The organism is Corynebacterium sp. HMSC036E10 (assembly GCF_001836265.1).
Classification (GTDB): domain Bacteria; phylum Actinomycetota; class Actinomycetes; order Mycobacteriales; family Mycobacteriaceae; genus Corynebacterium; species Corynebacterium coyleae.
This window is the reverse complement of the sequence record NZ_KV827977.1, coordinates 210,462-229,778: the sequence shown is the minus strand read 5'-3', so window position 1 is coordinate 229,778 and position 19,317 is coordinate 210,462. Positions and strand designations below refer to the sequence as shown.

Below are 19,317 nucleotides of genomic sequence, written 5' to 3'. Positions count from 1 at the left end.
CTCTCGCTCAATTTGGGGCATGATAGAGCGCGTGAACACGACGACGAAGACACTTGAACGCCCGGATTTGCGGGAAGATACCTCGTCGACAACCGACGACGGAACCCCGAAGTTTTTCCACTACGTCAAAAAAGACCAAATTGTCGACTCTGCGATTTCCGGCAAAATGGTCGTCGCCCTGTGTGGCGAAACCTTCCCGGTGAAAAAACAAGCAAAGCCCGGCTCTCCGGTGTGCCCGGACTGCGAGCGGATCTATAAGGGGCTGCGCCGCAAGTGACAGCCGCGTCTTCTGGGCCTTCGCTGCGCAAATGGCAGCAGGAGGCCCTCGATTCGTTTCTGAGTACCAAGCCACGCGACTTCATGGCTGTGGCAACGCCCGGCGCAGGTAAGACCACCTTCGCGCTCACGCTTGCCTCGACCCTGCTTGCTGACCGCACCGTTCAGCGCATTATCGTTGTCGTACCGACCGAACACCTCAAGCACCAGTGGTCGGACGCCGCCAAGCGGTTCGGAATGTCGTTGGACCCAAACTTCACCAACTCTTCGGCAGTCAACGCCGCCTACGACGGCATCGTCGTCACGTATGCGCAAGTAGGTATGCACCCCTTCAAACACCATGCTGTCGCTTCAGCACGACGCACGCTGGTGATTCTCGACGAGATTCACCACGCAGGTGACTCCAAGAGCTGGGGTGATGGTGTCTACGAGGCATACAATGACGTCGAACACCGACTCGCTCTGACCGGTACACCGTTTCGCTCCGACGACTCCCAGATCCCTTTCGTGCGCTACGTCGAAGACGGCGCCGGCCACCTCGTCTCAGAATCGGACTACACCTACGGCTATTCCCACGCACTTGCCGATGGCGTCGTCCGACCCGTGGTGTTCCTTGCATACTCCGGCGAAGCACAATGGAAGGACTCAGCAGGGGAGGAGTACTCAGCTCGCCTCGGCGAACCACTGAACGCCGAACAAACCGCACGTGCATGGAAGACCGCACTGGACCCGAAAGGTGACTGGGTCGCAGCCGTCCTTAATGCCGCACACACCCGCCTGATGAAAGTCCGCGCAAACATGCCAGACGCTGGCGGACTAGTCATCGCCACCAACAAAACCACCGCCCGCGCGTACGCGAAAATCCTGGAAAAACTTTCCAACACCCCAGTCACGCTCGTTCTTTCCGACGAACCAGGCGCCTCCGACCGCATTGATGAATTCTCGGCATCCCGCGACGAATGGATGGTCGCTGTCCGCATGGTGTCCGAAGGCGTCGACGTGCCACGCCTATCCGTCGGCGTCTACGCAACCTCAGCATCCACACCATTGTTCTTCGCCCAGGCCATCGGACGCTTCGTCCGTTCCCGCATGCCCGGCGAATCGGCCTCCGTCTTCCTACCCTCCGTCCCAGTGCTGCTGCGCCTGGCTGAGGAAATGGAGGTTTCACGCGACCACGTCCTAGGCAAACCTCACCGCGAATCCGGCTGGTCCGACGAACTGCTCGAGCAGGCCAACCGCACCCAAAACGAACCCGACGAAACCTCCGGATACGAAACCATCGGAGCATCGGCGGAGCTCGACTCGCTGATCTTCGACGGATCCACCTACGGCACCCCAACAGTCGCCGGCTCTGCAGAGGAACAAGACTTCCTCGGACTGCCCGGCCTCCTCGACGCCGAGCAAGTACGCACCCTGCTGGCCAAACGCCAGGCCGACCAACTCGACGCACGCGATGCTGAAGAAAAAGCGCGCCGGGCAGAGGAACGACGCGCTCGTGAACGAGCAGAGATCCTCGGGGAGCCGCAGAAGGTAACACAGCCGGTGGAGGAGACTCCCCAAAGTGCAACTGCAGCTGACGAACTCCCTCAGCTACGCAGCGAACTCAACGCGCGCGTATCCATCGTCGCCAGCAAAACTGGTCGCCCACACGGTGCGATCCACACCGAGGTACGAAAGGCCTGCGGAGGTCCACCGACTGCACTGTGTAGCGCGGAACAGCTCCGAGAACGCATCGCATACCTTCGTGACTGGTGACACCGAAGTCGGTACAGTGGGCGGGCACATTACGTAAAACGAGGAGAAACGAATGACTGACCGCTACAACCCCAACGGTTACCCGAACGACCCGAACGGCCACCCTGAGGGAGTCTCGCCCTATAACCAGCCGCAGCCGGAAGGCTACGACACAGCGAACAACTACGCCGGCTATGAGGCACCAGCGGGCTATGACACGGCCCAGAGCCCCTCCGCTTACGGCGCGCCCTACGGCACAGCGCCGGTAGGGGAGCAGAAACCTAATGGCGTTGCAATGGCAGCCCTGATTTTCGGCATTCTCTCGATCCCTGCCATGTTCACGTTGTTCGGTGCCATCATTCTTGGTGTCATCGCGGTGATCCTCGGCATCGTTGGTATCCGTAAATCGAAGAACATCGTGGGGCCGGGTTCCCGCAAAGGCATGGCGGTGACCGGCCTGGTCCTAGGCGCTTTTGCAATGATCGCAACTGCGGTGATGATCTTCTGGGGTGTGTACTTTGCCAAGGACATCATCGGCGATTGTGAACAGTACCAATCGGACAACGCTGCATACCAGAAGTGCATCGAAGATGGCTTCAATGAAAAGATAAATGAAATGGAAGGGTCCTCGAACTAAAGACCGCGGTGATACTCGCCGTAAACGAGTAGCACCGAGTAAAGCGCAAGCTCAGCGCCCCGGCAGATACATGATCTGGCCGGGGCGCTGAGCTTTGTCGCGTGAAAATTTAGTCCAGGTAGTCGCGCAACACCTGGGAGCGCGACGGGTGACGCAACTTCGACATCGTCTTCGACTCGATCTGGCGGATACGTTCACGCGTGACGCCGTAGACCTGACCAATCTCATCTAAGGTGCGCGGCATGCCATCGCTCAAGCCGAAGCGCAGGCGAACGACGCCAGCCTCACGTTCGGTGAGCGTGTGCAGAACGTCTTGCAGCTGATCCTGTAGAAGCGTGAAGGACACGGCATCCACGGCAACGACTGCCTCGGAGTCTTCGATGAAGTCGCCGAGCTGGCTATCGCCCTCGTCACCAATCGTCTGGTCGAGCGAAATCGGCTCACGAGCGTACTGCTGGATCTCGAGGACCTTCTCCTCGGTGATATCCATTTCCTTTGCCAGTTCGAGCGGCGTTGGCTCGCGACCGAGGTCCTGCAGCAGCTCACGCTGAATGCGGCCAAGCTTGTTGATGACCTCGACCATGTGCACCGGAATACGAATGGTGCGGGCCTGGTCTGCCATAGCACGCGTAATTGCCTGGCGGATCCACCACGTGGCATAGGTGGAGAACTTGTAGCCCTTGGAATAGTCGAACTTCTCAACGGCACGGATGAGGCCAAGGTTTCCTTCCTGAATCAGATCCAGGAATGCCATCCCGCGACCGGTGTAACGCTTGGCCAGCGACACGACGAGACGCAAGTTCGCCTCGAGCAGATGGTTCTTTGCCTTACGGCCATCACGAGCAACCGCGCGGAGATCACGCTTTACCGCAGGCGTGAGCTTTGCATCCTTGTCGCCTTCTGCAGCAGCACGTGCCATCTCGTCGAGACGGTGCTGTGCGTAGAGTCCTGCCTCGATGCGCTTCGCAAGAGAGACCTCTTGCTCTGCATCAAGAAGTGCAACCTTGCCGATTTGCTTGAGGTAGGCACGAACAGAGTCCGCGGATGCGGTCAGCTGAGCATCCTTGCGTGCTTGGCGTAGAGCGGCGGATTCTTCAATGTCCCAGACAGAAGAACCGTCGTCCTCTTCTTCCTCGTCATCTTCGTCTTCGGTCTCGTCGGCGTCGTCCATGGCACCGTCGAGATCTTCGTCGAACGCGTCGTCCTCATCGTCGCCCATGTCCGGGTCGTAATCCTCGGCATCTGTCGGATCCAAGGACTCGTCGTCCGCGCTTGTTGCCTCGAGATCCTCGGTCTCGGCTTCGTCCGCCGTCGCTGCAGCGGTTTGAGCAGCCTTTGTGGTGCGCTTCGCCGCAGACTTACGGACAGTTTTCTTCGCGGACTTCTTTACCGTCTTCTTGGCTGTCTTTTTCGCGGTTTTCTTCGCAGTCTTTTTAGCAGTCTTTTTCGCGGTTTTCTTCACTGCTTTTTTGGCTGCTTTCTTCACCGTCTTCTTGGCAGGCTTCGAGTCGGTACCGGAACCGTTGCTCTCGCCACCGTTTGACGGATCCACAGGCTCGCCATGAACGGTGTTGTTGCTTGAAGCTTCGCTGGCTACCACGTACGCCCTTTCGACTCATCAGACTATCTCGGGGCCGGGACCTCGCAAGAGGTTCGGCCCACAACCACTGCGATGTGCACTTCATCGTTGTGAAGTGCAGTTGGTGCAGTGTTTGCTACCACTGGAAAACCAGGGTACGCAAGCACATAAAAATTTTCAGAACGCCCATCCTAGCAAGCAGGTGAACGTTCCATTTTTATGTGCCTACTGCACGTATGGGCGCGTAGCCCGAATATGCAGAATGTCAACACCCTACAGGATTTACCTATGAGGTGAGCCAGCGACATGACCGGCACCGGCCTTGGCAGCGCCCACGATGCCTGCTCGATTCAGTAACTTGGCCACAACTACTGGAGTGTTGACGTTCAGCAGTGGAACCCACTGGTCACTGTTTTCCGAAACACCGCCGCCAACGATGATGACATCCGGGTTGAGGAGTCGTTCGTATTCGCAAAGAACAGTTTCCACGCGCTTGGCCCAATCGTCGTAAGAAAGGCCTTCCCTCGTGCGCACGGCGGATGAAGCAAGGTGTTCGGCCTCCGTGTCGTCGATAAGCAGATGCCCGAGCTCGCTATTGGCAAAGAGCTGACCGTTAGCTAGAAGCGCTGAGCCGATACCCGTGCCAAACGTCAGAAACAAGGCAGAGCCGCGCTGTGCTTCGGGGCATCCGAAAGACACCTCCGCAAGCCCGGCTGCGTCGGCATCGTTGAGCACAGTGACATCGTGGTGCCCCAACACATCGGAGAAAAGCTCAACCACATCCGTGCCCACCCAGGTCGGGTCAATATTCGCCGCAGTGCGAGCAATGTTGCGGACAATCACGCTCGGAAGTGCAATCCCAACAGGGCCGGTCCATGCTGCTTGACGCGTTAACTGCGCGACCGCCTCTGCAATAGCGTTAGGGGTCGCCGATTGTGGCGTAGGAACCTCAAGTCTTTCACCGTGTAATTCGCCACTGTGAAGGTCGACAACCGCAGCCTTCAGGGAGGAGCCTCCAACGTCAACTCCAAAGCCGAACCGGGGAGAGGACTGGATCGTGCGTGGTGCGTGTGACTCGGCTTGTGGATGAGGTGAGGTCATGAGCGCAGTGTACAAAGTTGCACCCTTGTGCGGATGGTGTGGAAAAAATTGTTTTCTACCAGCAAAGATGACAGAAGCATGGACGTGCTTTAGTATTCCGCTCAAATATCGCGTGTAGAGGCGCGATCAAGCACGACGTTGAGCTGGAGGAACATCAAGCATGGCCACCGATTACGATGCGCCGCGCCGCCGCATGGACGACGACATCGAAACCGACTCCCTCGAAGGCCTGAAGGCAGCAGAGGTTGCAGGCAGCAGCATGGACGATGATGGGGAAATCGTCGAGCCTGTCGAGCCCCCGACGCAGGACCTCTCGGGTGAGGAACTCAATGTTGAGGTCAAGCCACGCCAGGAAGACGAATTCACCTGCGCGTCCTGCTTCTTGGTGCAAAAGAACAAGCGCCTCGCCTATGTCGAGGACGACGGCTCCAAGATCTGCCTCGACTGCGAGTAATTAGTGTCAGGCGGCGCAAGCCGTTATCCGCTCCTCGTGGGGATTAGGAGCGGTCCTTAAGGCCCGGAACGAATGCATCAAGCACGGCTTCCGGGTCTTTTGCTGAAATAAGCCAATACGGCGTCGGATCCTCAGGGTCATCGAGCACGAGAAGAACATGCTCGGGCACCCACGACCGCGTGATGAGGAACGCTGCCGGATCGAGTTGCCTACCCAAAGCATTCTGGCGGGCGGAAGCCGGCACAACCGTCGCGCGGTCCACGACCGTACTGGGCAAGTTCGCATCCCCGGCGAGCAACCAGCGGGTCCCGTCAGGGTCCTGCTCAACGGTTAGGGTGTAGCGCGACAGCCATACTAAAAACCAGACCGCCAACGCGCCTGCGACAACAAAGCCGCCGACAAACCACCACATGTTGCGGTTCAGTGCGAGCTCGCCTGCGAAGAGCAGCGTCAGGCCTGCAACTGCAGCCCACCAGTACCAAGGCACCCATTGGCGTTCGGTATACAGCACTTTCGCTGCATCCGGAGCGGAAGTGTCGGAAGGATTCACTGGGTTCGTAGTCACCCCTCATACCTTAGGCATTGATATCGGAGGAACCCAGCTGCCGTATGGTTGGCAGCGTGGAAGAGCAACAATCAATCGCGCGTATCGACGACACCATCGGCCCAATCGCAGTCAAGCGACTTGACCCTGATTTGCCCTTGCCTCACCGGGCTCACCCGGAAGATGCCGGAGCTGACCTTTACTCCGCAGAGGATGTGACGCTCCAGCCAGGTGAGCGAGCGCTTATTGGCACAGGAATTGCGATTGCGCTTCCTGTAGGCACAGTGGGATTGATTCACCCGCGTTCCGGGCTCGCAGCAAAGCAGGGCTTGAGCATTGTAAATACTCCCGGAACCGTCGATGCAGGGTACCGGGGCGAGCTCAAGGTGTGCCTCATTAACACCGACCGGTCTGAGCCGATTGTCATCACACGTGGAATGCGTATCGCACAACTCGTCGTGCAACGTGTGGAACTGGCAAGCTTCCAAGAAGTAGACGAGCTCGATGAGACGGTCCGAGGCGCTGGCGGCTACGGATCGACTGGCACGAACTAACTCTGTGTCGCTCTGGGGGCTACAGTCTTTAGCGACGAAAACGTACTGAGAATTTAGAGGAGGTACCTGCAATGGCAATCTGGCCGTTCAGGAGGAAGAAGAAAGCCGAAACAACCCCGGAACCGCAGAAGGTTGTAGAGGAGTCAACCGCGGCACCGGCAGCGTCCGAGGCTGAGGCGCCCGAACCGGTTGCCGATACCCAATCGGCAGATGCACAGGTAGAGGCGCCGGAGCTTCGTGTGGCAGAAGGCGTACAGGTCCTTACAGATTATGACCCGATCAATGGCTCCACGGGTCCGTTCGACGGCGATAACGTCAACATTGATGACTTTGACTTTTCGGACTTCTCCCAGGCCACGCTGAACCTCGGATCCATCCGGATTCCACTGCCGAAGGAATCTCAGGTCCAGGTGGAGATGGGCGAGCAGGGCCCCAAGATGGTTCACATCGTCACCCGCTTCGGCCGCCTGACCCCGGTGGCGTTCGCTGCTCCGCGAACCGGTGGTTTGTGGGAGGAATCTTCCGAAGAGATCATCGAAGGTATGCGTTCTGAGGGTATGCCCGTCGAAGTTGAGCAGGGACCCTGGGGTCAAGAGATCGTCGGAACCGGTACTAACGGCGTCATTCGAATCATCGGTGTGGAGGGGCCGCGCTGGCTCTACCGCGTGACACTTGCTGCTCCGTCCGGTTCGGAAGACCAGCTTGCGCAACTTGGTCGTGAAACGGTCGCGCGCTCGTTTGTTTACCGTGGCGACGACCCGATTCTTGCTGGAAACTCTCTCCCCGTTGTGCTTCCTGAGCAGCTGGCAAAGCAGGTGCAAGAGGCTGTGGAGGCGCGTGCTCAGCAGGCTCAGGGCGCTCAGGAAGCCCCCGCGGAGGGCAACCCGAACGTGCTGAGCGACGCGTTGCAGAAGATCATCGCTCAAAATGTCGAAGGCCAAAAGCAGCTCCGCGAATTCCGTGAGGCGCAGCGCGCTCAGCGTGCAGCCGGACGCGGTAAGTCCGAGTAGCTGTGACTGACGAGATTACTGCCGGCCTCGTGCTGAAGTTGTCTGTGAGGGCAATGGCGCACGGGGGAGAAGGCATCGCCGACGCCCCAGACGGGCGCGTCGTTTTCATCGCGGGCGCAATTCCCGGCGACACGGTTGAAGCGCGACTGACCCGTGTGAAAAAACGCTGGGCACGTGCAGAGCTTGTCAAAGTAGTGGATCCATCGCCTCACCGGGTCAGATCGGCTTGTCCTGCGGCAGCAGCAGGTGCGGGGTGCTGCGACTTCGCGCACATTGACCCGGCGGTACAGGTATCGCTCAAACGCGACGTTCTTCTTGGCCAACTCGGTGCGCTTGCGAGCAAGAGTGGTGTTGTCGAGGCGGATGTCGTCGAGAAGCAATTGCGGGTTGTGGAGCTTGAACCCAGAACTGGTTGGCGCACCCGTGTCCGCATGGGCGTTGACCCGCAAGGACGAGCCGGAATGCGTGCACTGAAATCGACAGACGTTGTCGGTGGTGTCGTGTGTAGTCAGGTCGCGCCGCAAGTGCTCGACGGCATCATTGGCGACGACGCGGCTCGATACACGCCCGGCAGTGAGATTGTGGCGGTCGTGGATTTCCGCGGGAAACGTCACGTTGTGGAAACACAGTCGGCGCAGCGTGGCCGACGCGTTGAGCGTATTCACAACGTGCTTGAAGGCCCGGGGTTGGTCACCGAGGTGGTAGACGGTCACGAGTTTTCCTTTCCCCCTACAGCATTTTGGCAAGCGCACCTCAACGCGGCGCAAACCTATAGCGACCTCATTAAAGAATGGGGAAGCGACAACTACACGCACCGTAACGGATGGGATCTGTATGGAGGCGTCGGTGCATTTGTGCCTGCGATCAATGAGGCAATCGGCGGCGGCAGGATCGACAGCGTTGATTACTCCGCGTCGGCGACGGCGAACCCACAGCCAGTGGAAGACGAGTTTGATGTGCATCGCCACAATGCGAAGGTGGAAGTTGGAATCAGCGAGCTTCCGGCTCCGGGACTTGTTGTCTTAGATCCTCCCCGGTCAGGGGCAGGGCGTGATGTCGTCGACAAGATTGCGCAAGCGGCTCCAGAACGCATCATTCACATCGGTTGTGATCCAGCAACCTTTGCGCGCGACCTCGCAGGCTTTGGCGCGCACGGATTTAGAGTCGAGCACATCGCTCTTATCGATGCTTTTCCCAATACTCACCATTTTGAGGTCATGGCATCACTTGTGCCTGACCACAATGGTGGTGCGGAGGAATAGGGCCAACTAATTTCAGAGTGTAAGCTGACCAGAACCGATTCCGCACTACGCAACGTGCGGAAACCATACGGGAACACTGCAGATGCGGACCGCATCGCGGCGAAAAACCTGAAGGAGAGCGACAGGATAGTGGGACTGCTCGAGCATATTGAGACACCGGCAGACGTGCAGAAGCTCGCGCCGAGCCAGCTCAACGCGCTCGCGGACGAGATCCGGCAGCTGCTCATCCAGAAAGTGTCAGCAACCGGAGGACACCTCGGACCGAACCTCGGCGTTGTTGAGCTGACACTGGCGCTGCATTACGTTTTCGATTCCCCGAACGACCCAATCATCTTTGACACGTCGCATCAGTCGTATGTGCACAAGATTTTGACTGGACGTGCGAACCAGTTCGATTCCTTGCGCAAGAAGGGCGGTCTTTCTGGGTACACGTCGCGATCTGAATCAGAACACGACTGGACCGAATCTTCCCACGCCAGTGCCTCGCTGTCCTATGCTGACGGTCTTGCCAAAGCGAAGGAACTCACCGGTAATTCGGACGATCACGTCATCGCAGTTGTCGGTGACGGAGCGCTCACAGGTGGCATGTGTTGGGAAGCACTCAACAACATCGCGGCCGGAAACCGCAACGTTGTCATCGTGGTTAACGACAACGGCCGTTCGTACTCTCCGACGATTGGCGGGCTGGCCAATAATCTGACCAAGCTCCGTGACCAGCTTGCCGCTATTCGGATCCAGCCTGGCTACGACGAGGTCATGGAGTCTGGGAAAAAGACCCTCAAATCTATGGGGTGGGTCGGAGAGAAGACCTTTGATGCGTTGCATGCGCTCAAGGAGGGCGTGAAGTATCAGGTTCTTCCAACCGAAATGTTCCCGGACCTTGGTATGAAATATGTCGGTCCAGTCGAGGGGCATGATCTCAAGGCACTGCTCAACGCCTTTAAGTATGCCAAGCGCTACGAGGGGCCGTTGATCGTGCATGTTGTCACTGAGAAAGGCCACGGTTTCGCCCCGGCAGTCAATGACGTAGCCGACCAGATGCACTCTACCGGCGTGATCGACCCTGTAACAGGAAAAGCACTGGCCACCTCTAAGCCAGGTTGGACCGCCGCTTTCACCGAAGAGCTGCTTCGCGCAGGCCACGAACGCGATGACATCGTTGCGATCACTGCGGCAATGGCGGGGCCAACCGGTCTGCAGCCATTTGGTGAGCAGTTCCCAGACAGGTTCTTCGATGTGGGGATTGCGGAACAGCACGCAGTGACGTCTGCCGCTGGTATGGCACTCGGTGGATTGCACCCGGTTGTGGCGATTTACTCGACCTTCCTCAATCGTGCTTTTGACCAGTTGCTTATGGATGCAGGTTTGCTCCACCAGCCGGTTACGTTAGTGCTGGACCGTGCAGGCGTAACTGGTTCCGACGGCGCAAGCCATAACGGTGTTTGGGATATGGCGATCGCATCGATCGTCCCGGGTGTCCGTATCGCCGCACCTCGAGACACTCAGTCGTTGCGCGAAGAGTTCAGGGAGGCCCTTCTTGTCGACGACGCCCCGACGATCGTACGGTTCCCGAAGGGCTCTGCCGGCCCGACGATCCCGGCACTGCGAAACGTCGGCGGTGTAGATATCCTCGCCGAACCCACAGGTGATAGCAGCGATTCAGAAATCGACGTGCTACTCGTTGCCGTCGGCGCATTTGGTCAGGCCGCGCTCGAGATTGCAGATGCGCTTGTCGACGACGGTATCCGCGTAACTGTTGTCGATCCCCGTTGGATCATTCCGGTCAACGCCGCGCTGTGTGACCTGGCTGTCGAAGCTGACATGGTTGTGGTCTATGAAGACGGCATCATTCGAGGCGGCGTCGGATCTGCTATCGCTGAGGCGTTTTCGGCAGCAGAGGTGGACACACCGCTACGCCAACTCGCGTTTCCGGATGTGTTCCCCCTGCACGGGTCCCGCGACGAAATCCTCGAGGAGTATGGACTCGATGCGGAGTCTGCCGCCCTGCAGATTAAAGAGTGGGCACAGCGACTCGCTGACAGCGAGTAAGGCGCTATTGAGCGCGCTTCCTGCGACGTCGACGTGCTGCAGCTCGCCCAGATGACGGGGTTTTGCCCTGCGGGATTCTTGCTGCTTTCGCTTCAGCTTGGGCCCGCGCGAGCAGCGGTGCTGTAAGGGCGATCTGCCATGGGCGTGCCCCAGCACGCTTCAGTTGCATAGCAGCAGCGTCAGTACTCCATACGGCGTCGGAGTCTGGGGCAGTCCACATAACTTGTCGCAGCACTGCAGAAGAGAGCAGCATATCTGGACGGATGTTTTGTTGCGTCGCCACTTCAGAGACGTACTTTCGCGCCGACTGCAATGCGTGCCAGGAACGTGGGTAGTCGCGTTCCCACACAATTTTTGCGGGAGGGTCAGTCGGTGCAGGCTGCGCGGGGGTTGGCCATTGTTCGGGGTTCTCAGCGAGCGCCTGTTCGACGAGACTAAACCAGAATTTGGCTTTCGTTGTGTTGAGCGAGCGGTAGCGCAGGCAGTTTCGCAGTTCCCATGGGGAAGATGGCACAGTACGAGCGATGGTGACGATTGATTCGCTCGAGAGCATGTGACCGGGAGAGATGTCTTCTTTTCGGCAATGTTCGTCGCGGGCAGTCCACAGCGTTTTAGCGAGCTGCAGGCTCCTGGCGGAGCGTAGCCCTGACACTCCCTTCATGTCACGCCATGTCTCATTAAAGGGTGCGTTGTCCGGTCCGAGCTCGTTGACAATCCGCTCAAACTCCTGCTCGGCGAACGAAAGCTTGCCTTCGTTGTCCAATTGCTCGGCGAGAGCCTCTGCGAGATCGTGGAGGTGTGCCACATCTAGCGCTGCGTATTCTTGCCACGTCGGTGGCAGAGGTGTGGTGGACCAGTCTTCGTGGCCGTGACCTTTCTTAAGTTCTACTCCTACGAAGTGCTGCACCATCGCCGCCAAATTTGGCCTATTAAACCCTGCGAAGCGGGATGCGAGTTCTGTATCAAAGATTGTGCCTGGGTAGAGACCGAGCATTGCGAGCGACTTAAGATCATCGACGGCTGCATGGATAATCCAGTCCTCACCGTTGATGACGGGAGCGAGGGCATCATGAAGCGCGTCTCGGTTGCCTTCCGGGGCGAACAGGTACGTATCGGTATCTCGTCGATAAATCTGCACGAGAAACGCTCGGTCGTCATAACGAAATGACGCTGCGCGCTCGGTATCGATGGCGTAAGCGCCTCGACCTTCTGCCAATGCCGCCGCTGCGCGAGAGAATTGCTCGGGAGTTTCTACGAGGTGGTACTGCACCTGGGATGTCATGTTGCGTAAGTATGCCCTAGCGTGCGTTGAGCTGTGTCACACCCTCTGGTGGAAGCCCGGCAACATGGGCCAAAACCTTGGAAAAAGCCTCGACGTGGCTCTTCAAGTCGATCCCCTCAGCAGTCCAGGAGGCGCGCATCTCCAACTGGTATGCGCGGGGAGGTCCGCCGATCTCACCGAAGCGTACTGATGCGGTCGACGTAACCGTGCCGCCAAGATTAGTGAACCCAGCACTGGTCTCCGCGAGCGATTCATTGAGCCACTGCCAAGCGACGTCAGGTAGCAATGGGTCTGACGCCACAGCATCATCCATGTCCGCTTGGATATAGGCCACCAGCCGCATGGTGCCCTCCCAGGCCTCCTCGGCGGCAGGGGAGTGTAGGAGGATTAGTCGGCCGAAAGCATCGCCTTCTGAATCGACCGGGATGTTGTCACCGTCCTCGTTCGGGTGGACTACTTCGAGCCCCACAGCATGGCTAAACGGTGCTGGTCGCTGCGGCGGTCGGATAGTCCCGAGGGAAATCTCAGGACGCAGCTGGGCTGCATGCATTGACTCGACGGCCTTAGAAAAATCCGCCGGCCAGTTCTCGTTTGCGCCTTCCCCGAGCGTATCCGCACTATGTGTGGAGGTCTGGGGGGTGGTGTCCGGATTCATCACACGCATAAAGGTATCGACCCGTTGCGTGTGGTGGGGGAGGCGCGCCGACATATCGTCGAGACGCAATGTGCGACAGCGTAGACTCATTACGACTTTAGTTTGATCTGCCGTATCGGCAGGGAAGGAGCGTCATCATGGCCAAGCTTGACTTTGCGAAACTCAACGCCACGCAGCGTTATCTGCAGTTTGCAGTGTTCCGTGCAATTCCCGGTGCTCTTGGGACGGAACGTACTCGTATCATCGAAGAAGCGCAGGCTTTCTTCCGCAAGCTTGAAGAAGAGGGCGTCGTTGTTGTTCGTGGCATCTACGACAACACCGGCATTCGTGCTGATGCAGACTTCATGATCTGGTGGCACGCAGAAGAGTTTTCCGACCTACAAAAGGCACTGGCTGATTTCCGACGTGAGACTGCGTTCGGTCAGCTCGTTGAGGTGAGCTGGCTTGGCAACGGTTTGCACCGTCCTGCAGAGTTCAACAAGTCCCACCTGCCGAGTTTCATTATGGGGGAGGAACCGGGTGACTGGATCACGGTCTACCCCTTCGTTCGCTCGTATGACTGGTACATCATGGACCCCCAGAAGCGTCGCCGAATTCTTTCTGAACACGGCCAAGCCGCCCGCGACTTTGCGGACGTGCGCGCGAACACCGTCGAGGCGTTTACGCTCGGCGACTACGAGTGGATGCTGGCATTTGAGGCGCCAACGCTCGAGCGCATTGAGGCCCTGATGAAGACGATGCGCTACACCGAGGCCCGCCTGCACGTGCGCGAGGAGGTTCCGTTCCAGACCGGACGTCGCGTCAGCGACATCGCGGAGATCATCAACATCCTGCCGTAGGCCGGATGAGGCCCTAGGCCTCTTTCAGCGTCAGGCTAATGGAGTTGATGCAGTAACGCAGGTCGGTGGGGGTGTCAAAACCCTCGCCGGCAAACACGTGGCCGAGATGAGAGCCACAGTTCGCGCAGAGTACTTCCGTACGGATCATTCCGTGAGAGCGGTCTTCGCGCTCAATAATCCGATCGCCCGCCAGTGGGGAAAAGAATGCTGGCCACCCGCAGTGTGCGTCGAACTTTTCTGAGGACCGAAACAGTTCCTCACCACATGCTCTACAGCGGTAGACACCTTCAGTGGTGGTGTTGGTGTATTCGCCCACACCGGGTGCCTCGGTGCCGGCCTCCCGCAGGACCCGAAACTCTTCAGGGCTAAGTTTTTCTCGCCACTGTGCTTCGGTGAAGTCCTTGTAATTTGGTTTGGATTCGCTCATTGTCGCGTCCTCTCCTTTTGTGGCGCCGATGTGATTTGAGTAGACCATACCCACGATGCCACCGCGACAATAAACACGGCCCATCCAAATGTGGGAAGAAAAGTGTTCAGCCACCGTCCAAGCAGTATCGCGTCAGGCGTAACCCAACTCAGTGGCGCGAGACATAAAACGGCGCCCAGCCACGTTGGCCAAGTGTGCAGGGGGCTGGCGCGGTGAAACACAGTAAACAGGGCGGGGAAGAGCATCATCGAGTAGTACGCCTGTCCGAGTGAGGACAGTAGGCATACGCCTGCGAGCAGGACGCCGGTGCTCAGGGTCAGCCAAAGCCATTCGTCGCTATAACGCCAGCGGGCTAAACCAATGATCGCCGCCGCAACAGCAGATGCAGCGACGACAAAGAGGATGGTGTGCGCCCAGGCAGGCATACCGAAATAGACGGCAAAACCTGCGAGCGAAGAGTTGGCATAGTCGCGTGTGATGCCTAGATACGGCACAACAACGTCGATGTAGTCGCGAGCACCTGGAGTCAGCGGCCAGGCAATGACGTTGAGGAATACAGGTACGGCGACACCGCTAGCAACTACCTTCCACCGCATTTTCATCAGTGGCAGTACGAGAAGCGGAGCGAACATTGGCTTGACGACGACCGCCAGCCCGAGCACGATACCCGCACCGACATCACGCCTAGCGAGAAACAACGCGATAAACGCAGTCAGGGCGAGAAGCAGTACGCCGTTGATGTTCGAAAACACCAAGGTATTTGTCACGGCTTCCGTCATAAATGCAAGGGCTAATGCGATTGGAAGCACCGGGTGAGACATGCGGAAGCCCGCTAGCCGCGTAAGCCATGTGACTGCAGCAATAATGCAAAGCGCGTTGAACAGGATGAAAAATGGCCTCGCGCTTTCCATACTTGGAAGCATCCCAAGAGGAGAAAGTAGCAGCGTAGCACCCGGGTTATAGAGGTAGTGCGGGTCAACGTGCTCGTAAATCTCGTTGTACACAGGTACTCGGTCGACGAAGCGGCGTGCCGCCGACCAGACCGTAGTGAAGTCGTCGGTCACCGATCCGGTGCGTGCGAGGACAAAAAGCCTGTGCACGATCAAGATGACTGCCAGTGGCCAAGCCAAAGCACCTGCGCCTCGAAGCGTGGAGGTTGGTACCTCCGCGTGGGAACGCGTCGCGACGGGCGCTGGGGCGACCCAAAAATCATGGAGGCGAGTTTGCAACATCACGGGTGATACCGTACCGGCTCGATTAGCCTTTTCGGTCCCGCACCCTTCGGTAACGGCAAAACAGCAGGGAATCGCTTGTTGCTTTAACCGACTCGAGAACAAAGGGGATGTTGCGATCGTCGTCACTGTGCCCGAACAACCTCACTTCAGAAGGCTGCAGCACTGCGTGAGGGCTGATGGTGTAATGAAATACGTCTACCGCGTCTTCATTCAGCATCTGGGTGTTGAGCTGTGGACCTCCCTCGCAAACGATGCGGGACATACCGTGCATGTGCAGCGCTTCAATTGCTGTTCGCATGGAGTCATCTACGAGCGGGAGGATGCTGCCACCAGCCTCGGTGATGTCATGTACGCGAGCAGCAACCTCAGGGGTATCGAGCATATCCTGGGGGACGGCGAATATCGGCGCTGCGAGACTATTGGAGAAGAGCTGCGAGGACGTATCAAAACCGAGGCTGCGGCTTAACACCACAATCGGAGGCGCGACAGACTGCCCGTTTTCCTTCCGTTGTTGCTGTTTCTCTGGCGAGACTCGCGCACCGAAGTAGTTTTCCTTCCGTACCGTCTCCGCGCCAACGAGCACTGCATCGGACCACACGCGAAGGGCGTTGAGCAATGCGAAATCGGTCGCATTTCCCAAGCCGGCAGATGCTCCCTCGATTGCGGCAACCCCGGTGAGCGAAGCAATACCAATCAAGCGCGTCTCGCAGTCCCCAGGTGGAAGAACCGGCCCAATCAATACCTGCGGGTCGATTGAGTCGGGAAGCTGGCCTGAGGTGTTGGTGGTAAGCATCGTCGTTAATTGTAAAGAGGTTTTGTTTCTGGCCTCGTGGTTTTGGAACGTGGTGGGTTGAAGCTGATCAGCTTCGGTGAAAGCGTGAGCTGATACGTGCTCCCGTAAGCGCCAAACCAGCGCAGGTGAGCACGCCGAGCGCCATCGCAGTGGCCGGGTTTGGACCGAGCGCAACAAGTGGTGGAACGAGTCCCCCGATAATGAATTGGAAGAACCCCATGACACCGGTTCCGGCCCCGGTGCCGATATCTCGCACTTCCTCGATAGCGAGAGCGGAAGCATTCGCCATGATGAATCCCGCCATCGCGGAGAGGATTGCGATAAAAGGAATCATTGCGTTGCTTGGACCCAAAATGGAAAATGCGAGGAGTATCGCACCTACTGTGAGATCAACTCCGAGTGCGACGGTAAGGAGCGTGCGCGGCTGGTGCCGCTTGAGCAGCCGCATGTTGAGCGTGTTGCTCAGTGGAATGAGCAACGCGATGCTCCCGAAGACGAGAGAGAATGTGGTTGGGCTCAGACCGAGCTGTAATTGGAGGACTAGGGGAGAAGCCGCGATGTAGGAAAAGAGCGTGCCAAAGCCCAAACCTGCAGCCACCATGTATCCAGTGAACGCGGGACGTTGTAGACAGCGCCCCATCCGCGGAAACATCTGGCGCAAGGTGCCACTTGTCCGCTTGTGGGAGGGCAGCGTCTCGGGAACGAGCCACAAAGCGACAACGAGCTGCGCAAGATTGACTGCAGCGATTGTCCAAAAAACGCCGCGCCAGGTGAATGCGGGAATGATGAGGCCACCAAGCACCGGGGCGATTGCAGGCATAAACCCGGAGATCGCCATGAGCGCTGAAAGCCCGCGCGCGGCTTGTTTTCCGTGAGCAATGTCGGGGACGACAGCACGAGCAACAACGATCGCGCATCCACCTGCGAGGCCTTGGAAGAAGCGGGCGCAAATGAGGAATGCGATGGAATCGGCTAGCGCGCAAGCCACCGAGGCAACAAGGGCAACGGCGGAAGCCACAATAATGACAGGCTTTCGTCCGGTCCCGTCGGAAATCGCCCCAAACAAGAGATTGCCAAGGGCCATACCGAGCATGAACCCGGTAATGGTCATCTGGGCAAATGAGTGTGACGTCGACAAACTCGTCGCAAGCTCTGGCATGCCCGGGAGGTACATGTCGATGCCCAGGGGGCCAGAGGCGGTAAACAAAGCCAGCGCGGCGAGGAGGCCACCAGAAAGTTTCTGCACGCCGGTAGGATAGCCGCTCCGGATTCTGGTGAAGCGATGCCTATTGAAGTCTCATGACCATTGCAGTGAGCGAGAACAGCAGAGGCAACAATCGGGGGAGCTGCACACACAGATTCGCTAATAGGTTGGGAACAGGCATAGCGTGGTTATCATGCAGTTGCCAAAGTACGGTCCGGCGTGGGCCGGTGCCTTGATGGGCACTTCAATTGCCTCCACCTTGTCTGGTTTGCATGGCTTTCGTCTCTGCCAGATCGCGTTCGCCCTGTGTGCCGCTGTGTTGCTTGCGGTTTTTACGGTGGGCGCTCGACATGAGCCTCCTCGCCACCAAAATATGGCGGCGTGGGGCATGTACACGATGGGGCTACTGTCTTGCGGCTCAGCGTGGACCGCGCTGACCGGTAACGATGGATTCCAGTTGGCCAGTTGGTGGATCGGTGCACCGCTTTCCGCACTAGTGTGTTTGTGGCAGCTTTGGGCGTTTTGGAAGCGACCGAGCCTCTATGGAAAACCTGCGTTTCCCTGGGGCCTTGCGTTGGTCACGCCAATGGTGGCCGCAACGTCTGGAGGGCAGCTATCCGATGAGCATGGAGCGCTCTACCACTATGTCGGTGTGGTGTGTTTCTGGCTCACGTTGACAACGGCAATTCCGCTGTTTGCCTATTGCTTTTGGTCATTCATGCGCCACCGTTACCACCCAAGTGGCGCAGCCGCAGGTACAGCCTGGATCCCACTAGGCGTCGTCGGGCAATCGACGGCCGCATCTACAGTGCTTTTCGACGCCCACCTCTACGGCATTGTCATGTTCGTGATCGGAGTGCCGTGTTCCTTGTTCGCAATGTATTGCTTCTACCAGGCGGTAGTGACAATTGCGCCCTACGGTCCGGGGTGGTGGGGTGCCACATTCCCGGTGGGAACGCTGTGCTTAGGGGCTTGGTACCAGGGGTGGTCCCAATTATCCTTTGTGCTGTTGATTCTGCTTCTTGTGCACTGGAGCATTTGCGCGGTACGTTTCGGGGCTTGGCAATTGCAGCGCCTATAGAAAAGGGGATAAAAGAAAGACTGCCTACCGAAACGATAGACAGTCTTTTGTGGAGCGGATGACGAGACTCGAACTCGCGACCCTCACCTTGGCAAGGTGATGCGCTACCAACTGCGCTACATCCGCATCTTGTATTCAGTTGACGAGGGGGGAGACCCTCTGTGCGCGATACTGGGATCGAACCAGTGACCCCTACCGTGTCGAGGTAGTGCTCTACCGCTGAGCTAATCGCGCTTGGCTGGTGACAGCTTGGAGGTGGATACGGGAATCGAACCCGTGTACACGGTTTTGCAGACCGTTGCCTAACCACTCGACCAATCCACCGTGGAGTTACCTCCAAAGTATTCGGGAACTCCGAAGTACTTGGAGCGGATGACGAGACTCGAACTCGCGACCCTCACCTTGGCAAGGTGATGCGCTACCAACTGCGCTACATCCGCATCTTGTATTCAGTTGACGAGGGGGGAGACCCTCTGTGCGCGATACTGGGATCGAACCAGTGACCCCTACCGTGTCGAGGTAGTGCTCTACCGCTGAGCTAATCGCGCCCACGTTCCTTGATGGAACTGGAGCGGATGACGAGACTCGAACTCGCGACCCT

At 58.1% G+C, this 19,317-nt stretch carries 19 protein-coding genes and 5 tRNA genes; 10 read left to right on the top strand and 14 right to left on the bottom strand.

From position 1 onward, the window contains the following. Positions 1-19: 19 nt before the first annotated feature. Genes HMPREF2736_RS05020 through HMPREF2736_RS05010 form a run of 3 tightly spaced genes read left to right on the top strand, consistent with a single transcriptional unit; the run spans position 20 to position 2,647 of the window. Complete coding sequence (locus HMPREF2736_RS05020) at positions 20-277, top strand: DUF3039 domain-containing protein (RefSeq protein WP_070422354.1); 258 nt, start codon at positions 20-22, stop codon at positions 275-277. Next, positions 274-2,031, top strand: coding sequence for a DEAD/DEAH box helicase (locus HMPREF2736_RS05015; protein WP_070451288.1), 1,758 nt, complete (start codon positions 274-276; stop codon positions 2,029-2,031). Before HMPREF2736_RS05020 ends, HMPREF2736_RS05015 begins: the two co-directional genes overlap by 4 nt. A gap of 52 nt (positions 2,032-2,083) precedes the next feature. Beyond that, positions 2,084-2,647 (top strand): DUF4190 domain-containing protein, encoded by a 564-nt coding sequence (locus HMPREF2736_RS05010; protein WP_070451290.1) that lies wholly within the window; start codon positions 2,084-2,086, stop codon positions 2,645-2,647. A gap of 109 nt (positions 2,648-2,756) precedes the next feature. Here HMPREF2736_RS05010 and HMPREF2736_RS05005 read toward each other — a convergent pair whose 3' ends face one another. Both HMPREF2736_RS05005 and ppgK read right to left on the bottom strand, forming a co-directional pair. Beyond that, complete coding sequence (locus HMPREF2736_RS05005) at positions 2,757-4,199, bottom strand: RNA polymerase sigma factor (protein WP_070816247.1); 1,443 nt, start codon at positions 4,197-4,199, stop codon at positions 2,757-2,759. A 309-nt stretch (positions 4,200-4,508) separates the two neighbouring features. Continuing rightward, complete coding sequence (ppgK, locus tag HMPREF2736_RS05000) at positions 4,509-5,327, bottom strand: polyphosphate--glucose phosphotransferase (protein WP_070829179.1); 819 nt, start codon at positions 5,325-5,327, stop codon at positions 4,509-4,511. 160 nt (positions 5,328-5,487) lie between these two features. On the opposite strand from ppgK, the gene HMPREF2736_RS04995 reads away from it, so the two are divergent. Next, positions 5,488-5,781 carry a DUF4193 domain-containing protein gene (locus HMPREF2736_RS04995; RefSeq protein ID WP_070422359.1) on the top strand — a complete coding sequence of 98 codons (294 nt, stop codon included), beginning with the start codon at positions 5,488-5,490 and terminating at the stop codon, positions 5,779-5,781. A gap of 43 nt (positions 5,782-5,824) precedes the next feature. On the opposite strand, the gene HMPREF2736_RS04990 is transcribed toward HMPREF2736_RS04995, so the two are convergent. Further along, positions 5,825-6,346: a DUF3093 domain-containing protein gene (locus HMPREF2736_RS04990; protein WP_070829020.1), complete on the bottom strand. Its 522-nt coding sequence runs from the start codon at positions 6,344-6,346 to the stop codon at positions 5,825-5,827. Between the two features lie 56 nt (positions 6,347-6,402). On the opposite strand from HMPREF2736_RS04990, the gene dut reads away from it, so the two are divergent. From dut to dxs, 4 genes are all read left to right on the top strand, one after another. Further along, positions 6,403-6,879: a dUTP diphosphatase gene (gene dut / locus HMPREF2736_RS04985; protein WP_224212648.1), complete on the top strand. Its 477-nt coding sequence runs from the start codon at positions 6,403-6,405 to the stop codon at positions 6,877-6,879. Between the two features lie 71 nt (positions 6,880-6,950). Beyond that, positions 6,951-7,889, top strand: a complete 939-nt coding sequence (locus HMPREF2736_RS11935) for a DUF3710 domain-containing protein (RefSeq protein ID WP_083322981.1) — start codon at positions 6,951-6,953, stop codon at positions 7,887-7,889. Positions 7,890-7,891: 2 nt separating this feature from the next. Then, positions 7,892-9,151, top strand: a complete 1,260-nt coding sequence (locus tag HMPREF2736_RS04975; protein ID WP_246822055.1) for a class I SAM-dependent RNA methyltransferase — start codon at positions 7,892-7,894, stop codon at positions 9,149-9,151. 129 nt (positions 9,152-9,280) lie between these two features. After that, the gene (gene dxs / locus HMPREF2736_RS04970) at positions 9,281-11,200 is read left to right on the top strand and encodes a 1-deoxy-D-xylulose-5-phosphate synthase (RefSeq protein ID WP_070829019.1); all 1,920 of its coding nucleotides are present in this window, start codon (positions 9,281-9,283) and stop codon (positions 11,198-11,200) included. A gap of 4 nt (positions 11,201-11,204) precedes the next feature. Here dxs and HMPREF2736_RS04965 read toward each other — a convergent pair whose 3' ends face one another. Both HMPREF2736_RS04965 and HMPREF2736_RS04960 read right to left on the bottom strand, forming a co-directional pair. Beyond that, complete coding sequence (locus HMPREF2736_RS04965) at positions 11,205-12,482, bottom strand: HRDC domain-containing protein (RefSeq protein WP_070451299.1); 1,278 nt, start codon at positions 12,480-12,482, stop codon at positions 11,205-11,207. 16 nt (positions 12,483-12,498) lie between these two features. Beyond that, complete coding sequence (locus tag HMPREF2736_RS04960) at positions 12,499-13,137, bottom strand: DUF3000 domain-containing protein (protein WP_371325696.1); 639 nt, start codon at positions 13,135-13,137, stop codon at positions 12,499-12,501. A gap of 134 nt (positions 13,138-13,271) precedes the next feature. Between HMPREF2736_RS04960 and hemQ the strand changes: the two genes are divergently transcribed. Beyond that, positions 13,272-13,976 (top strand): hydrogen peroxide-dependent heme synthase, encoded by a 705-nt coding sequence (hemQ, locus tag HMPREF2736_RS04955; RefSeq protein WP_180950015.1) that lies wholly within the window; start codon positions 13,272-13,274, stop codon positions 13,974-13,976. A 13-nt stretch (positions 13,977-13,989) separates the two neighbouring features. Here the strand turns inward: hemQ and msrB are convergent, their stop codons facing one another. The 4 genes from msrB to HMPREF2736_RS04935 all read right to left on the bottom strand — a co-directional run bounded on the left by msrB (position 13,990) and on the right by HMPREF2736_RS04935 (position 17,677). Next, entirely contained in the window at positions 13,990-14,403 is a 414-nt protein-coding gene (gene msrB / locus HMPREF2736_RS04950) for a peptide-methionine (R)-S-oxide reductase MsrB (RefSeq protein WP_070451301.1), read from the bottom strand. Beyond that, entirely contained in the window at positions 14,400-15,635 is a 1,236-nt protein-coding gene (locus HMPREF2736_RS04945) for a glycosyltransferase family 87 protein (RefSeq protein WP_070569919.1), read from the bottom strand. Before HMPREF2736_RS04945 ends, msrB begins: the two co-directional genes overlap by 4 nt. A gap of 25 nt (positions 15,636-15,660) precedes the next feature. After that, a complete protein-coding gene (locus HMPREF2736_RS04940) occupies positions 15,661-16,431 on the bottom strand; it encodes a pyrimidine reductase family protein (protein ID WP_070829018.1) in 771 nt (256 codons plus the stop codon). 67 nt (positions 16,432-16,498) lie between these two features. Further along, on the bottom strand, positions 16,499-17,677 hold the full coding sequence (locus HMPREF2736_RS04935) for a multidrug effflux MFS transporter (RefSeq protein ID WP_070829017.1): 1,179 nt from the start codon (positions 17,675-17,677) through the stop codon (positions 16,499-16,501). Between the two features lie 151 nt (positions 17,678-17,828). Between HMPREF2736_RS04935 and HMPREF2736_RS04930 the strand changes: the two genes are divergently transcribed. Continuing rightward, positions 17,829-18,716, top strand: coding sequence for an SLAC1 family transporter (locus HMPREF2736_RS04930; protein ID WP_070615174.1), 888 nt, complete (start codon positions 17,829-17,831; stop codon positions 18,714-18,716). A gap of 50 nt (positions 18,717-18,766) precedes the next feature. Here the strand turns inward: HMPREF2736_RS04930 and HMPREF2736_RS04925 are convergent. The 5 genes from HMPREF2736_RS04925 to HMPREF2736_RS04905 all read right to left on the bottom strand — a co-directional run bounded on the left by HMPREF2736_RS04925 (position 18,767) and on the right by HMPREF2736_RS04905 (position 19,264). Next, a tRNA-Gly gene (locus HMPREF2736_RS04925) sits at positions 18,767-18,842 on the bottom strand. A gap of 36 nt (positions 18,843-18,878) precedes the next feature. Continuing rightward, positions 18,879-18,950, bottom strand: a tRNA-Val gene (locus HMPREF2736_RS04920). A gap of 16 nt (positions 18,951-18,966) precedes the next feature. Next, a tRNA-Cys gene (locus HMPREF2736_RS04915) sits at positions 18,967-19,040 on the bottom strand. Between the two features lie 40 nt (positions 19,041-19,080). Continuing rightward, positions 19,081-19,156: transfer RNA gene (locus tag HMPREF2736_RS04910), tRNA-Gly, on the bottom strand. Between the two features lie 36 nt (positions 19,157-19,192). Further along, positions 19,193-19,264: transfer RNA gene (locus HMPREF2736_RS04905), tRNA-Val, on the bottom strand. Between the last annotated feature and the right edge of the window lie 53 nt (positions 19,265-19,317).

Bases quoted from the DNA above. Each gene is read 5' to 3' on its own strand.
- HMPREF2736_RS04930 (WP_070615174.1), top strand. From the start codon at position 17,829: ATGCAGTTGCCAAAGTACGGTCCGGCGTGGGCCGGTGCCTTGATGGGC.
- HMPREF2736_RS04945 (WP_070569919.1), bottom strand. From the start codon at position 15,635: ATGTTGCAAACTCGCCTCCATGATTTTTGGGTCGCCCCAGCGCCCGTC.
- HMPREF2736_RS11935 (WP_083322981.1), top strand. From the start codon at position 6,951: ATGGCAATCTGGCCGTTCAGGAGGAAGAAGAAAGCCGAAACAACCCCG.
- HMPREF2736_RS05010 (WP_070451290.1), top strand. From the start codon at position 2,084: ATGACTGACCGCTACAACCCCAACGGTTACCCGAACGACCCGAACGGC.
- ppgK (WP_070829179.1), bottom strand. From the start codon at position 5,327: ATGACCTCACCTCATCCACAAGCCGAGTCACACGCACCACGCACGATC.
- HMPREF2736_RS04965 (WP_070451299.1), bottom strand. From the start codon at position 12,482: ATGACATCCCAGGTGCAGTACCACCTCGTAGAAACTCCCGAGCAATTC.
- HMPREF2736_RS04940 (WP_070829018.1), bottom strand. From the start codon at position 16,431: ATGCTTACCACCAACACCTCAGGCCAGCTTCCCGACTCAATCGACCCG.
- msrB (WP_070451301.1), bottom strand. From the start codon at position 14,403: ATGAGCGAATCCAAACCAAATTACAAGGACTTCACCGAAGCACAGTGG.
- HMPREF2736_RS04960 (WP_371325696.1), bottom strand. From the start codon at position 13,137: ATGAATCCGGACACCACCCCCCAGACCTCCACACATAGTGCGGATACG.
- HMPREF2736_RS05020 (WP_070422354.1), top strand. From the start codon at position 20: ATGATAGAGCGCGTGAACACGACGACGAAGACACTTGAACGCCCGGAT.
- HMPREF2736_RS04995 (WP_070422359.1), top strand. From the start codon at position 5,488: ATGGCCACCGATTACGATGCGCCGCGCCGCCGCATGGACGACGACATC.